The sequence below is a fragment of the Enterobacter sp. FW301-JW81 genome, assembly GCF_058788735.1.
In genome coordinates this window covers 22,634-38,077 of record NZ_JBYTBA010000004.1, presented here as the reverse complement: position 1 = coordinate 38,077, position 15,444 = coordinate 22,634, and the positions used below count along the sequence as shown (strand labels likewise).

13 protein-coding genes are annotated in these 15,444 nt (G+C 52.9%); 9 read left to right on the top strand and 4 right to left on the bottom strand.

Annotated features, from left to right (window positions below; genetic code table 11):
* Positions 1–5: 5 nt before the first annotated feature.
* The 4 genes from AC3WOK_RS13655 to map all read right to left on the bottom strand — a co-directional run bounded on the left by AC3WOK_RS13655 (position 6) and on the right by map (position 4,897).
* Positions 6–395 carry a DUF3461 family protein gene (locus AC3WOK_RS13655; protein WP_008501916.1) on the bottom strand — a complete coding sequence of 130 codons (390 nt, stop codon included), beginning with the start codon at positions 393–395 and terminating at the stop codon, positions 6–8.
* Positions 396–506: 111 nt separating this feature from the next.
* A complete protein-coding gene (gene dapD / locus AC3WOK_RS13650; RefSeq protein ID WP_008501915.1) occupies positions 507–1,331 on the bottom strand; it encodes a 2,3,4,5-tetrahydropyridine-2,6-dicarboxylate N-succinyltransferase in 825 nt (274 codons plus the stop codon).
* Positions 1,332–1,363: 32 nt separating this feature from the next.
* The gene (gene glnD / locus AC3WOK_RS13645; protein ID WP_059311932.1) at positions 1,364–4,039 is read right to left on the bottom strand and encodes a bifunctional uridylyltransferase/uridylyl-removing protein GlnD; all 2,676 of its coding nucleotides are present in this window, start codon (positions 4,037–4,039) and stop codon (positions 1,364–1,366) included.
* A 63-nt stretch (positions 4,040–4,102) separates the two neighbouring features.
* Complete coding sequence (map, locus tag AC3WOK_RS13640; protein WP_059311931.1) at positions 4,103–4,897, bottom strand: type I methionyl aminopeptidase; 795 nt, start codon at positions 4,895–4,897, stop codon at positions 4,103–4,105.
* 321 nt (positions 4,898–5,218) lie between these two features.
* Between map and rpsB the strand changes: the two genes are divergently transcribed.
* From rpsB to bamA, 9 genes are all read left to right on the top strand, one after another.
* Positions 5,219–5,944 (top strand): 30S ribosomal protein S2, encoded by a 726-nt coding sequence (rpsB, locus tag AC3WOK_RS13635; RefSeq protein WP_003856207.1) that lies wholly within the window; start codon positions 5,219–5,221, stop codon positions 5,942–5,944.
* Between the two features lie 117 nt (positions 5,945–6,061).
* Positions 6,062–6,913 (top strand): translation elongation factor Ts, encoded by an 852-nt coding sequence (gene tsf / locus AC3WOK_RS13630; protein WP_014882627.1) that lies wholly within the window; start codon positions 6,062–6,064, stop codon positions 6,911–6,913.
* A gap of 150 nt (positions 6,914–7,063) precedes the next feature.
* Positions 7,064–7,789 (top strand): UMP kinase, encoded by a 726-nt coding sequence (gene pyrH, locus AC3WOK_RS13625; protein ID WP_047346409.1) that lies wholly within the window; start codon positions 7,064–7,066, stop codon positions 7,787–7,789.
* A gap of 167 nt (positions 7,790–7,956) precedes the next feature.
* Positions 7,957–8,514: a ribosome recycling factor gene (frr, locus tag AC3WOK_RS13620; protein ID WP_047346410.1), complete on the top strand. Its 558-nt coding sequence runs from the start codon at positions 7,957–7,959 to the stop codon at positions 8,512–8,514.
* Positions 8,515–8,609: 95 nt separating this feature from the next.
* Positions 8,610–9,809 (top strand): 1-deoxy-D-xylulose-5-phosphate reductoisomerase, encoded by a 1,200-nt coding sequence (ispC, locus tag AC3WOK_RS13615; protein ID WP_492354670.1) that lies wholly within the window; start codon positions 8,610–8,612, stop codon positions 9,807–9,809.
* Between the two features lie 186 nt (positions 9,810–9,995).
* Entirely contained in the window at positions 9,996–10,754 is a 759-nt protein-coding gene (ispU, locus tag AC3WOK_RS13610) for a (2E,6E)-farnesyl-diphosphate-specific ditrans,polycis-undecaprenyl-diphosphate synthase (protein ID WP_059311929.1), read from the top strand.
* 12 nt (positions 10,755–10,766) lie between these two features.
* The gene (gene cdsA / locus AC3WOK_RS13605) at positions 10,767–11,624 is read left to right on the top strand and encodes a phosphatidate cytidylyltransferase (protein ID WP_047346413.1); all 858 of its coding nucleotides are present in this window, start codon (positions 10,767–10,769) and stop codon (positions 11,622–11,624) included.
* 11 nt (positions 11,625–11,635) lie between these two features.
* The gene (gene rseP / locus AC3WOK_RS13600; RefSeq protein ID WP_492354669.1) at positions 11,636–12,988 is read left to right on the top strand and encodes a sigma E protease regulator RseP; all 1,353 of its coding nucleotides are present in this window, start codon (positions 11,636–11,638) and stop codon (positions 12,986–12,988) included.
* A 29-nt stretch (positions 12,989–13,017) separates the two neighbouring features.
* Positions 13,018–15,435, top strand: coding sequence for an outer membrane protein assembly factor BamA (bamA, locus tag AC3WOK_RS13595; protein WP_063431810.1), 2,418 nt, complete (start codon positions 13,018–13,020; stop codon positions 15,433–15,435).
* Positions 15,436–15,444 lie beyond the last annotated feature (9 nt).

The following is a 15,444-nucleotide window of genomic DNA, read 5'->3' as shown; positions in this document are numbered from 1 at the left end:
CTAACTTATTTGTTGCGAGTTAACTTCTCAAGATCCGCTTCAATCTCGCTGATCTTGTTGGTCACAACGCTTTCAAGGTGACGCAGATCGTCAAGGATCTTACGCTTGAGATCGACTTCGGTGCGGTCGCGCTGGCAGATCTGATCGAGTTCATCGATCACATAGCGCAGGTTAGGGCTGATTTCCTGTACTTCTTTGTATCCCTGTCCTACGCCGTCAGCAACAACGGTCTTACGCTGGCGTGGATATTTAAACTTCACGCTTTTGGCGAAAAACTCTCCTTTGTCCTTGTGAAAATAGATTTTCAGAATATCGTTATTGGCTTCCTGACGGAGGCTGTAACGATCAATTTCATCAGGATTGGTAATGCCCAGACTTTTCAGATTATCGTACATAGCGGTACCCTTGATCTCAACATAACCTTTGAATAATTAACGAAAAAATCTATTTTCGCCACCCTCAGATATAAAAAAAGCGGGGTTGCCCCCGCTTTTTGTTATACCCGATTAATCGATGGTGCGCAGCAATTCGTTGATGCCAACTTTACCGCGCGTTTTCGCGTCCACTTTCTTCACGATAACCGCACAGTACAGGCTGTATTTGCCATCTTTTGACGGCAGGTTGCCGGAAACCACCACGGAGCCAGCCGGCACGCGACCGTAATGCACTTCACCGGTTTCACGATCGTAAATACGGGTGCTCTGACCGATATAAACGCCCATGGAGATCACGGAGCCTTCTTCAACGATCACGCCTTCGACAACTTCAGAACGCGCGCCGATGAAGCAGTTGTCTTCGATGATGGTCGGGTTAGCCTGCAGAGGCTCCAGAACACCGCCGATGCCCACGCCGCCGGACAGGTGAACGTTTTTACCGATCTGCGCACAAGAACCCACAGTCGCCCAGGTATCGACCATCGTACCTTCGTCAACGTAGGCACCGATGTTCACGTAGGATGGCATCAGCACGGTGTTGCGGGCAATGAATGCACCCTGACGCACTGCCGCTGGCGGTACCACGCGGAAGCCTTCTTTCTGGAAACGCGCTTCGTCGTAATCAGCGAATTTCATTGGCACTTTATCGAAGTAGCGGCTTTCTGCTCCGTCGATAACCTGGTTATCGTTGATACGGAAAGAGAGCAGCACCGCTTTCTTCAGCCATTGATGAGTGACCCACTGACCGTCGATTTTTTCTGCCACGCGCAATGCGCCAGAATCCAGCAGGGAAATCACCTGGTTTACCGCTTCACGGGTCACGGTATCCACATTTGCCGGGGTAATCTCGGCGCGACGCTCAAAGGCGGACTCAATAACGTTCTGTAACTGCTGCATGGTTTACTCTTTCCATTTCACTAAAAAACACGTCACCCTTTATCGTTTGGATTGAGGGCTGCTGTCAACCGTTGTTGTACTTCAAGTTGCAGGTCATTATTAAGGGCACGCCGGTCCGCTGTGGCGATTATAAATAAATCTTCTACTCGCTCGCCAATGGTTGTAATTCTTGCCCCATGAAGCGAAATTCCCAGATCGGCAAACACCTGGCCGACGCGGGCGAGGAGCCCTGGCTGGTCCAGTGCGATCAGCTCCAGGAACGATTTACGGTCAGTGTGGGTCGGCAGGAAATTGACCTCGGTATCGACGGTAAAGTGGCGCAGTTTCGCCGGCTGGCGACGCGGCTGCGGCGGCTGCCAGCTGCGCTGGGTGATCGCCTGCTCAAGCCCGAAGCGTATTCCTTCATGTCTGTCCGACGACAGCGGGCTGCCGTCCGGCTCAAGCACAATAAAGGTATCCATCGCCATGCCGTCGCGGGTGGTGAAAATCTGCGCGTCGTGAACGCTCAGATTACGCCTGTCCAGCTCGGCGCACACCGCAGCAAACAGATAAGGCCGGTCCGGGCTCCAGATGAAAATCTCCGTCCCGCCGCGCGTGGCCTGTGGGCTCAGCAGGATCATCGGCTGCGTCAGATCGTGCTTGAGCAGATGCCGCGCGTGCCAGGCAAGCTGGTTTGGGCTATGGCGGACAAAATAGTTGGCACGGCAGCGGGCCCAAATCTGATGCAGCGCTTCTTCATTGATGTTATCCATCCGCAGCAGCGCCAGCGCCTGCAGCTGGTGATGGCGCACGCGCTCGCGCATGTCCGGCGCGTTTTGCATGCCGCGGCGCAGCTGTTTTTCAGTTGCAAAGTACAGCTCGCGGAGCAGGCTTTGTTTCCAGCTGTTCCACAGCGTTTCGTTGGTGGCGCAGATATCGGCCACCGTCAGGCAGACCAGATAGCGCAGACGGTTTTCCGTCTGAACCTCCTCCGCAAACTGCTTGATCACTTCAGGATCCTGAATGTCACGACGCTGTGCAGTGACCGACATCAGCAGGTGATGACGCACCAGCCAGGCCACAAGCTGCGTTTCACGCGAGTTCAGGCCGTGCAGTTCGGCAAATTTAAGCACGTCCTGCGCGCCCAGCACCGAGTGGTCACCGCCGCGACCTTTCGCGATATCGTGGAACAGGGCGGCAATCAGGATCAATTCCGGATGGGTAAGGCGCGGCCATAATTCCACGCACAGCGGGTGGCGGGATCGCGTCTCCTCTTTGGCAAAGCTTTCCAGCTTGAGCATGACGCGGATCGTGTGTTCATCCACCGTGTAGGCGTGGAACAGATCAAACTGCATCTGCCCGACAATATGCGACCACTGCGGCATATAGGCCCACAGCACGCTGTGGCGGTGCATTGGCAGCAGGCCACGACTGACGGCCCCCGGGTGGCGGAGCATGCTCAGGAATAGCGAACGCGCTTCCGGGATATAGCACAGCGGCTGCGTCAGATGGCGGCGCGCATGGCGCAGATGTCGCAGGGTGGTGGAGTAGATCCCAGTGATGGCGCTGTTGCGCACCATGGTATAGAACATCCGCAGAATCGCTTCCGGCTCGCGGATAAACAGCGTTTCGTCGCGCAGATCGATAAGCGTGCCGCGTAGCTGGAATTCGTCATCAATCGGGCGCGGCTTTTCGTCCGCCGTCAGGGCCAGGATGGCCTCGTCGAAGAGCTGCAACAGCATCTGGTTCAGCTCCGTGACCCGGCGGGTGACGCGGAAGAAATCCTTCATCATGTGCTCAACCGGCTCGTTCCCCTCGCCGCTGTAGTTGAGGCGTTGGGCAACGCTGAGCTGACGGTCAAACAGCAGACGGTTATCGTAGCGCGTCACTTCCAGGTGGAGGGCAAAGCGAATGCGCCAGAGCAGGTGCAGACACTCGTTGAGCTCGTTACGCTCGGCCTCGGTTAAGAAGCCAAAGCCGACCATCTCGTCCATGGAGGTGGCGCCAAAATGGCGACGGGCGACCCACTGTAACGTGTGGATGTCGCGCAGGCCGCCGGGGCTGCTTTTAATATCGGGTTCAAGGTTATAGCTGGTGCCGTGGTAGCGCTGGTGGCGCTGATTTTGCTCCTCAACCTTCGCGGCGAAGAACTTTTCTGACGGCCAGAAGCCGTCGCTGAAGATGTGTTTTTGCAGCTCCAGGAATAGCGCGACGTCACCAATCAGCAGGCGGGTTTCAATGAGGTTGGTGGCGACGGTCAGGTCGGATAGTCCTTCCAGCAGACACTCTTCCAGGGTGCGTACGCTGTGGCCGACCTCCAGCTTCACGTCCCAGAGCAGGGTCAGCAGTTCGCCAATTTTTTGCGCCTGTTCGTCCGGCAGCTTTTTGCGGCTTAAGATCAGGAGATCGATATCGGAAAGCGGGTGCAGCTCTCCGCGGCCATAGCCCCCGACGGCAACCAGCGCCACATCACCGATCTGCCCGAAGCCGTAATCGATCCACAAACGCTGCAGGAGCTGGTCGATAAATTCGGTGCGCGCTTCAATCAGCTGCTCTGCGGAAATACCGGCATCAAATGCGCTTCCAAGCCAGCGGTGAAAGACGTCCATATGCGCCTTGATGCCGGCACAGGTCAGCTCGTGTTGCGGCCAGACGCCTGGGTTGTCGGGCTGGTCGGGGAGGGTGGGAAGTGCTGTGTTAGCATACTGTTCGGGTAAAAGATTACTCATCGTGCGCCACCCATAAGAAAAAGCTATCGCCATTAAAAAAGCCGGCATTCGCCGGCTCTTTTATCACTCAATGTTCGTCAGTATCGCCGGGATGGTGTCATCCTTGCGCAACGTCATAATTTCGCAGCCGTTGTCTGTTACCACAATAGTATGCTCGTACTGCGCAGACAAGCTTCTGTCTTTGGTTTTGACCGTCCAGCCATCTTTCATGGTACGGATGCGGTAGTCACCCGCGTTAACCATCGGCTCGATGGTAAAGGTCATGCCTTTTTGCAGCACCACGCCGCCGTCATCTGCATCATAGTGCAGGACCTGCGGTTCTTCGTGGAAGACGCGACCAATGCCGTGACCGCAGTATTCGCGAACCACGGAGAAACCTTCCGCTTCCACGAATTTTTGAATGGCGGCACCAATGGTACGCAGACGAATGCCCGGTTTAACCATCTTCAGCGCCAGGTAGAGGCTCTCTTGCGTCACTTTGCACAGACGCTCGCCCAGAATGGTTGGCTTGCCAACGATGAACATTTTTGAGGTGTCACCGTGGTACTCATCTTTAATGACGGTGACGTCGATGTTGACGATGTCGCCATCTTTCAGCAGTTTTTCGTTGTCCGGAATACCGTGGCAAACCACTTCATTAATAGAAATGCAGACGGATTTCGGGAAACCGTGGTAGCCGAGGCAGGCGGAAACCGCGTGCTGCTCGTTAACGATGTAATCATTACAGATGCGGTCCAGTTCACCGGTGCTGACGCCCGGCTTCACGAACGGCTCGATCATTTCCAGCACTTCCGCGGCCAGACGACCGGCGACGCGCATCTTTTCAATTTCTTCAGGTGTCTTAATAGAGATAGCCATGTAATCTGTCCATCGGTGTCGATTTTTTCGACAATACTAGTCTAAGTGCTGTCAATGGTATCAGTCAGGCACACCCCGTGCCAAATTGAGAATCATTAACAGCACACTACGCCAACAACAGTTGGTTTATGGTGGCGTTTTGTGGTATAAAGCGCGCCGGACTTCCGATCCATTTCAGATACACAGGCTGGACGGAAGCGACAAATCTCACTTTGTGTAACAACACACACGTATCGGCACATATTCCGGGGTGCCCTTTGGGGTCGGTAATATGGGATACGTGGAGGCATAACCCCAACTTTTAATATAGAGGTTTTAAACATGGCAACTGTTTCCATGCGCGACATGCTCAAGGCTGGTGTTCACTTTGGTCACCAGACCCGTTACTGGAACCCGAAAATGAAGCCTTTCATCTTCGGCGCACGTAACAAAGTTCACATCATCAACCTTGAGAAAACTGTACCAATGTTCAACGAAGCCCTGGCTGAGCTGAACAAGATCTCTTCCCGTAAAGGTAAGATTCTGTTCGTTGGTACTAAGCGCGCTGCAAGCGAAGCTGTGAAAGATGCTGCTAACAGCTGCGACCAGTTCTTCGTGAACCATCGCTGGTTGGGCGGCATGCTGACTAACTGGAAAACTGTTCGTCAGTCCATCAAACGCCTGAAAGATCTGGAAACCCAGTCTCAGGACGGTACTTTCGACAAGCTGACTAAGAAAGAAGCGCTGATGCGCACTCGTGAACTGGACAAGCTGGAAAACAGCCTGGGCGGTATCAAAGATATGGGCGGCCTGCCAGACGCGCTGTTCGTAATCGATGCGGACCACGAGCACATCGCAATCAAAGAAGCTAACAACCTGGGTATCCCGGTATTCGCTATCGTTGATACCAACTCCGATCCGGACGGTGTTGACTTCGTTATCCCGGGTAACGACGACGCAATCCGTGCTGTTAGCCTGTACCTGAGCGCTGTAGCTGCTACCGTTCGTGAAGGCCGTTCCCAGGATCTGGCTTCTCAGGCGGAAGAAAGCTTCGTAGAAGCTGAATAATAAGGTTTTACCCCTTATTAGTACCGTGTATGAATAGGGGCCCATTACCGGCCCCTTTTTTCAATTTACACTGTTTGGCCCCTGGCCGGGCAGTTCACATCTCCCGAGGATTTAAGAATGGCTGAAATTACCGCATCCCTGGTAAAAGAGCTGCGCGAGCGTACTGGCGCAGGCATGATGGATTGCAAAAAAGCGCTGACTGAAGCGAACGGCGACATCGAGCTGGCAATCGAAAACATGCGTAAATCCGGTGCGATCAAAGCAGCTAAAAAAGCAGGCAACGTTGCTGCTGACGGCGTGATCATCACTAAGATCGACGGCAACTACGGTATCATTCTGGAAGTTAACTGCCAGACTGACTTCGTTGCTAAAGATGGTGGTTTCCAGGCATTTGCTAACAAAGTTCTGGACGCAGCTGTTGCTGGCAAAATCACTGACGTTGAAGTTCTGAAAGCACAGTTCGAAGAAGAACGTGTTGCGCTGGTTGCTAAAATCGGTGAGAACATCAACATCCGTCGCGTTTCTTCTCTGGAAGGCGACGTTCTGGGCTCTTACCAGCACGGTGCACGTATCGGTGTTCTGGTTGCGGCTAAAGGCGCTGACGAAGAGCTGGTTAAACAGCTGGCGATGCACATCGCTGCAAGCAAACCAGAATTCGTTAAGCCAGAAGACGTGTCTGCTGAAGTGGTAGAGAAAGAGTACCAGGTTCAGCTGGACATCGCGATGCAGTCTGGTAAGCCAAAAGAAATCGCAGAGAAAATGGTTGAAGGCCGCATGAAGAAATTCACCGGCGAAGTTTCTCTGACTGGCCAGCCTTTCGTAATGGATCCAAGCAAGTCTGTTGCTCAGCTGCTGAAAGAGCACAACGCTGACGTAACTGGCTTCATCCGCTTCGAAGTGGGCGAAGGCATCGAGAAAGTTGAGACTGACTTCGCAGCAGAAGTTGCTGCAATGTCCAAGCAGTCTTAATGATTGAAAAGGAGCCGCCTGAGGGCGGCTTCTTTTTGTCACCCGTCATATGAAATCAGACAGGCTCCAGTATCGCTGTGCTGATTTGCGGCATATCATGTCGCCAGAATTAACCCCCATCTTAATCGTTGACAGTCTCAGGAAAGAAACATGGCTACCAATGCAAAACCCGTGTACAAACGCATTCTGCTTAAGCTGAGTGGCGAAGCGCTGCAGGGATCGGAAGGCTTCGGTATTGACGCAAGCATCCTTGATCGCATGGCACAGGAAATCAAAGAACTGGTCGAACTGGGTATCCAGGTTGGCGTGGTCATTGGCGGTGGCAACCTTTTCCGTGGTGCTGGTCTGGCGAAAGCGGGGATGAACCGCGTTGTGGGTGACCACATGGGTATGCTGGCAACCGTCATGAATGGTCTGGCAATGCGTGATGCACTGCATCGTGCCTATGTGAATGCTCGCCTGATGTCCGCGATTCCACTGAATGGCGTATGCGATAACTACAGCTGGGCAGAAGCCATCAGCCTGCTGCGCAACAACCGCGTGGTGATCCTCTCCGCCGGTACGGGTAACCCGTTCTTTACGACCGATTCCGCTGCCTGCCTGCGCGGTATCGAGATTGAAGCCGATGTGGTACTGAAAGCGACCAAAGTCGATGGCGTGTTTACTGCCGACCCGGCAAAAGATCCTTCTGCGACCATGTACGATCAGCTGTCCTATAATGAAGTGCTGGATAAAGAGCTGAAAGTGATGGATCTTGCCGCCTTCACGCTGGCTCGCGACCATAAACTGCCGATCCGTGTCTTCAACATGAACAAACCGGGCGCACTGCGTCGCGTGGTCATGGGCGAAAAAGAAGGCACTTTGATCACGGAATAATTTCCGTTGACGATAAATACAGGTAAGATTCCGCTTTATTTTGTAGTGGTATCTTACCCAGGCGCGCCTTTGGCGTTGTCATGAATTAAACGCGACTATACTTAGCACACCTTTAGCGCTGTGCTGGCGGATAGTCTGCCTGAGACAAGTTTTCAAGGATTCGTAACGTGATTAACGACATCAGAAAAGATGCTGAAGTACGCATGGACAAATGCGTAGAAGCGTTCAAAACCCAAATCAGCAAAATCCGTACTGGCCGTGCTTCCCCAAGCCTGCTGGATGGCATCATCGTAGAATACTACGGTACGCCAACCCCTCTGCGCCAGCTGGCGAGCGTAACGGTAGAAGATACCCGTACGCTGAAAATCAACGTGTTCGATCGCTCTATGAGCCCGGCCGTTGAGAAAGCGATCATGGCCTCTGACCTCGGCCTGAACCCAAGCTCTGCGGGTGCGGACATCCGCGTTCCGCTGCCTCCGTTGACCGAAGAGCGCCGTAAAGATCTGATCAAAGTGGTCCGTGGCGAAGCTGAGCAGGGTCGTGTTTCCGTGCGCAACGTTCGTCGCGACGCGAACGATAAAGTAAAAGCGCTGCTGAAAGAAAAAGAGATCAGTGAAGATGACGATCGTCGTTCTCAGGACGACATTCAGAAAATGACCGACGCTGCCATCAAGAAAATTGATGCGGCGCTGGCAGATAAAGAAGCGGAACTGATGCAGTTCTGATTTCTGTCGTACACTGATAAACGCCGTTCAGAGAGACTTCGGGTCTTGCTGGCGGCGTTTTGCTTTTATCTGGTCTAACTTTTTTCGGGCATCTCATGAAGCATTTAACACTCCTCGGCTCAACCGGCTCTATCGGTTGCAGTACTCTCGACGTTGTTCGCCATAATCCTGAACTTTACACCGTGACAGCGCTGGTGGCCGGTAAGAATGTGCAGCGAATGGTCGAGCAGTGCCTGGAGTTTACGCCCCGCTATGCGGTGATGGATGACGAAGAGAGCGCACGTCTGCTGAAAGCGCAACTGCGTGAAAAAGGCTGCCGAATCGAGGTTCTGAGTGGCCAACAGGCGGCCTGCGAGATGGCGGCGCTGGATGAGGTGGATCAGGTTATGGCAGCCATCGTCGGGGCTGCAGGATTATTGCCGACGCTTGCCGCGATTGATGCCGGTAAGGATGTTCTGCTGGCCAACAAAGAGTCACTGGTCACTTGCGGACGCCTGTTTATGGATGCGGTGAAGCAGCGTGGCGCGCGTCTTTTACCGGTCGACAGCGAACACAACGCGATTTTTCAGAGTTTACCGCAACCTTTTCAACAGAACCTGGGGTACGCTGACCTGGAGCAGAATGGCGTGGTATCTATTCTGCTTACCGGGTCTGGTGGCCCGTTCCGTGAAACCCTACTGTCTGAACTGAGCGCAATGACGCCGGATCAGGCGTGTCGTCATCCGAACTGGTCGATGGGGCGTAAAATCTCCGTTGACTCTGCCACCATGATGAACAAAGGTCTGGAATACATTGAAGCGCGCTGGCTGTTTAATGCGTCAGCGAAACAGATGGAAGTACTGATCCACCCGCAATCGGTGATTCACTCGATGGTGCGCTATCAGGATGGCAGCGTGTTGGCACAGCTAGGCGAGCCAGATATGCGTACGCCTATTGCCCATTCAATGGCGTGGCCGAATCGAGTGAAATCCGGCGTGAAGCCGCTTGATTTCTGCAAGCTAAGTTCCCTGACGTTCAGTGAACCAGACTACGACCGCTATCCTTGTCTGAAGCTTGCGATGAATGCCTTTGACCAGGGGCAGGCGGCGACGACGGCACTTAATGCAGCTAATGAAATTACCGTTGAAGCATTTCTGAATCAGCAGATTCGCTTTACCGATATCGCGTCGTTAAATTTATCGGTACTGGAAATGATGGATTTGCGCGAACCACAGAGCGTGGAAGAGGTGCTGGCGGTGGATACAGCTGCGCGTGATATTGCGCGCCAACAGGTGACTCGTCTCGCAAGCTGGTGATAAAGCAAGCACTAGTCGTCGTGCTATTTGTTAGCGTTGGGCTTCAGTGATATAGTCTGCGCCACCTGATCGCAGGAATTTGACTTTACGTGGTCAGGTAAGCCGTGGTTTGACACGGCTTTTTTATGTATAGGCTTCAGTATTCCTGAGTACCGTTAAATCCTTTTCAGGGACAAAAAACGCGTTATGTTGTCTGCGAATCAACCAATAAGCGAAAACTTGCCAGCTCATGGCTGCCGTCATGTAGCAATCATTATGGATGGCAATGGCCGCTGGGCGAAAAGACAAGGGAAAATACGAGCCTTTGGGCATAAAGCAGGGGCGAAATCTGTTCGCCGCGCCGTTTCTTTTGCCGCCAATAACGGCATTGATGCGTTAACGCTCTATGCTTTTAGCAGTGAAAACTGGAATCGACCTCCGCAGGAAGTGACTGCGTTGATGGAATTGTTTGTGTGGGCGCTAGACAGCGAAGTAAAAAGCCTGCACCGCCACAACGTCCGCCTGCGTATCATTGGCGATACCAGTCGTTTTAACTCACGTTTGCAGGAACGGATTCGTAAAGCAGAAGCGTTGACTGAAAGTAATACCGGTCTGACGCTTAATATTGCAGCGAATTACGGCGGACGCTGGGACATTATCCAGGGCGTTCGGCATCTGGCCGAACAGGTTCAGGAAGGGCTGCTGAGACCCGACCAAATTGATGAAGAGGCGCTGAGTAAGCAAATCTGCATGAATGAACAGGCGCCAGTGGATTTGGTAATTAGGACAGGGGGGGAACATCGCATAAGTAACTTTTTGATATGGCAAATTGCCTATGCCGAACTTTACTTTACGGATGTTCTTTGGCCCGATTTTGATGAACAAGACTTTGAAGGTGCGCTGCATGCTTTTGCCAATCGAGAGCGTCGTTTCGGCGGCACCGAGCCTGGTGGCGACAAAGCCTGATGGGGGTAGCTTTTGCTGAAGTATCGCCTGATTTCCGCTTTTGTATTAATACCCATTGTCATTGCGGCGCTGTTTTTACTGCCCCCGGTGGGATTCGCTATTGTTACGCTGGTGGTGTGCATGCTCGCCGCGTGGGAATGGGGACAGTTTAGCGGCTTTACCTCGCGCAGCCAGCGAGTATGGCTTGCGGTACTCTGTGGCTTTATCCTGGCCATAATGCTGTTTACGTTGCCTGAATATCATCATGATATTCATCAACCGCTGGTTGCCGGTTCCCTGTGGGTATCGTTGGCCTGGTGGGTTGGTGCGCTGCTGCTGGTGCTTTTTTATCCAGGTTCTGCGGCGTTATGGCGTAATTCTAAAGTGCTGCGACTGATATTTGGCTTGCTCACAATTGTTCCATTTTTCTGGGGTATGGTCGCGCTTAGGGCCTGGCACTACGACGAAAACCATTACAGCGGTGCGATCTGGCTGCTTTATGTGATGATTCTCGTCTGGGGGGCTGACTCCGGGGCCTATATGTTTGGTAAACTGTTCGGCAAACACAAACTGGCGCCGAAGGTATCTCCGGGCAAAACCTGGCAGGGATTCATCGGCGGCCTGTTTACGGCAGCGATCATCTCCTGGGGCTATGGCGTCTGGGCGAATCTGGAAGTGGCACCGTCAATCCTGCTGGTGTGTTCGATTTTTGCTGCGCTTGCCTCAGTGCTCGGTGATTTAACCGAGAGTATGTTTAAGCGTGAAGCAGGGATTAAGGACAGCGGACACCTGATTCCAGGGCATGGCGGTATACTGGATCGCATTGATAGCCTCACAGCGGCTGTCCCAGTGTTTGCTTGTTTGCTTTTACTGGTATTCGGGACGATTTAACGGAAGGTTTTATGCTGAGCATTCTCTGGAATCTGGCGGCGTTCATTGTTGCACTGGGTGTACTGATTACCGTGCATGAATTTGGCCATTTCTGGGTTGCTCGCCGTTGCGGTGTGCGGGTAGAGCGGTTTTCCATCGGTTTTGGCAAATCACTTTGGACGCGCACCGACCGTCATGGCACTGAATTTGTCATCGCCCTTATCCCGCTGGGTGGCTACGTCAAAATGCTCGACGAACGCGTTGAGCCTGTTGCTCCTGAGCTACGACACAGCGCGTTCAACAATAAAACCGTTGGACAACGCGCCGCCATCATTGCTGCCGGACCGGTAGCTAACTTCATCTTTGCTATTTTCGCTTACTGGCTGGTGTTTATCATCGGCGTCCCCGGCGTGCGTCCGGTAGTGGGTGAAATTGCCCCCAACTCCATCGCGGCAAGTGCGCAAATTACATCCGGGATGGAACTTAAAGCGATTGATGGCATCGAAACCCCTGATTGGGATGCCGTGCGACTGCAGCTGGTAGCCAAAATTGGCGATCCGCAGACAACCATCAGCGTATCGCCGTTTGGCACAGACGTGCGCCAGAACAAAGTGCTCGATTTGCGTCACTGGCGTTTCGAACCAGACAAAGAGGATCCCGTCGCTGCGCTGGGCATTCGTCCACGCGGCCCACAGATCGAGCCGATATTAGCCGAAGTACAGGCAAATTCGGCAGCGAGCAAAGCGGGTTTGCAAGCAGGCGACAGGATCGTTAAAGTCGATGGTCAACCATTAACAGAGTGGATGACCTTTGTTACTCTGGTGCGCGATAATCCGGGAACGTCTCTCGCGCTGGAAGTTGAAAGGCAAGGTAGTCCGCTTTCGCTGACGCTGATCCCGGATACAAAGTCGGTCGGCAAAAAGGCAGAAGGGTTTGCAGGCGTTGTGCCAAAAGTGATCCCGCTGCCAGATGAGTACAAGACAATACGCCAGTATGGGCCGTTCAGCGCCATCCTTGAAGCCACGGATAAAACATGGCAACTGATGAAGCTGACGGTCAACATGTTGGGGAAATTGATAACCGGTGATGTGAAACTGAACAACCTCAGTGGGCCAATTTCGATTGCTCAGGGGGCTGGGATGTCAGCGGAATTCGGGGTGATTTACTATTTCATGTTCCTCGCGCTCATTAGCGTGAACCTTGGGATAATCAACCTGTTCCCGCTTCCCGTTTTAGACGGGGGTCATCTGCTGTTTTTAGCGATTGAAAAGCTAAAAGGCGGACCGGTATCCGAGCGAGTTCAAGACTTTAGTTATCGCATTGGCTCGATTTTGCTGGTGCTGTTAATGGGGCTTGCACTTTTCAATGATTTCTCTCGGTTGTAAGAGAGTGTTAGGAAGAACGCATAATAACGATGGCGATGAAAAAGTTGCTCATAGCGTCGCTGCTGTTTAGCAGCGCCACCGTATACGGTGCTGACGGGTTCGTAGTGAAAGACATTCATTTCGAAGGCCTCCAGCGTGTCGCCGTTGGTGCGGCCCTCCTCAGTATGCCTGTACGCCCCGGCGATACGGTTAATGATGAAGATATCAGTAACACCATCCGTGCTCTGTTTGCCACCGGCAACTTTGAGGACGTTCGCGTTCTGCGCGATGGTGATACGCTGCTGGTTCAGGTAAAAGAACGTCCGACGATCGCCAGTATCACTTTCTCCGGTAACAAGTCGGTGAAAGATGACATGCTCAAGCAGAACCTTGAAGCATCCGGTGTTCGTGTGGGGGAATCTCTGGACCGCACAACCCTTTCAGACATTGAAAAAGGTCTGGAAGACTTCTACTACAGCGTCGGTAAATACAGCGCCAGCGTGAAAGCGGTGGTGACCCCACTGCCACGTAACCGTGTTGACCTGAAGCTGGTCTTCCAGGAAGGTGTTTCTGCGAAGATCCAGCAGATCAACATTGTCGGCAACCACGCTTTTAGCACCGACGAACTGATCTCCACTTTCCAGCTGCGCGATGAAGTGCCGTGGTGGAACGTGGTAGGCGATCGCAAATACCAGAAACAAAAACTGGCGGGCGACCTCGAAACCCTGCGCAGCTACTATCTGGATCGTGGCTACGCGCGTTTCAACATCGACTCGACTCAGGTGAGTCTGACTCCGGACAAGAAAGGCATCTACATTACGGTTAACATCACTGAAGGCGATCAGTACAAGCTTTCTGGTGTTGAAGTGAGTGGTAACCTGGCGGGGCATTCAGCTGAAATCGAATCGCTGACCAAAATTCAGCCAGGCGATCTATACAGCGGCTCTAAAGTCACCAAAATGGAAGACAGCATTAAGAAGCTGCTCGGCCGCTATGGTTATGCCTATCCGCGCGTACAAACGCAGCCTGAAATCAACGATGCGGATAAAACCGTTAAGCTGCACGTTAACGTCGACGCGGGCAACCGCTTCTACGTGCGTAAGATTCGCTTCGTCGGCAACGACACCTCCAAAGATTCCGTTCTGCGTCGCGAAATGCGTCAGATGGAAGGCGCATGGTTAGGTAGCGATCTCGTTGATCAGGGTAAAGAGCGTCTGAACCGTCTGGGCTATTTTGAAACGGTTGATACCGATACCCAACGCGTACCGGGCAGCCCGGACCAGGTTGATGTCGTTTATAAAGTGAAAGAGCGTAACACCGGTAGCTTCAACTTCGGTGTGGGCTACGGTACTGAAAGCGGCGTCAGCTTCCAGGTTGGCGTGCAGCAGGATAACTGGCTGGGTACGGGTTACTCTGTCGGTATTAACGGTACCAAAAACGACTACCAGACCTACTCTGAGTTTTCTGTTACTAACCCATACTTCACCGTTGACGGTGTGAGCCTGGGCGGTCGTATTTTCTATAACGACTTTAAAGCTGACGATGCGGATCTGTCCTCGTACACCAACAAGAGTTACGGTGTGGATGGTACGCTTGGCTTCCCGGTTAACGAATACAACACCCTGCGTGCGGGCTTAGGTTACGTGCATAACGACCTGTCCAATATGCAACCGCAGGTGGCGATGTGGCGTTATCTGGACTCTATCGGTCAGTCGGCGAGCAAAAACAGCGATAACAACGGTTTCGCTGCGGATGACTTCACCTTCAACTACGGCTGGACCTATAACCGTCTCGACCGTGGCTACTTCCCAACGGAAGGTTCTCGCGTCAACCTGAACGGTAAAGTCACCGTCCCAGGTTCCGATAACGAGTTCTACAAGTTGACGCTGGATACCGCGTCCTACTTCCCGATCGATGACGATCATAAGTGGGTGGTTCTGGGTCGTACCCGTTGGGGCTATGGCGATGGGTTAGGTGGCAAAGAACTGCCATTCTATGAAAACTTCTATGCCGGTGGTTCCAGTACCGTGCGTGGCTTCCAGTCCAACAACATTGGTCCGAAAGCGGTTTACTACGGCGGAAACGACAAAGACAACTGCGAAAGCCGAGATCCAAAAGATGTATGTAGCTCTGATGATGCTGTAGGCGGTAACGCTATGGCCGTTGCAAGCCTTGAGTTCATCACGCCAACGCCGTTTATCAGTGATAAATACGCAAACTCCGTACGTACATCCTTCTTCTGGGATGCCGGTACGGTGTGGGATACCAACTGGGAGAACACTGCCCAGATGCGTGCCGCTGGCGTTCCAGACTACAGCGATCCGAGCAATATTCGCATGTCTGCCGGTATCGCATTACAATGGATGTCACCGCTGGGGCCGTTGGTCTTCTCTTACGCCCAGCCGTTTAAGAAATATGATGGAGATAAGTCGGAGCAATTCCAGTTTAACATTGGTAAAACCTGGTAATAATCCGCA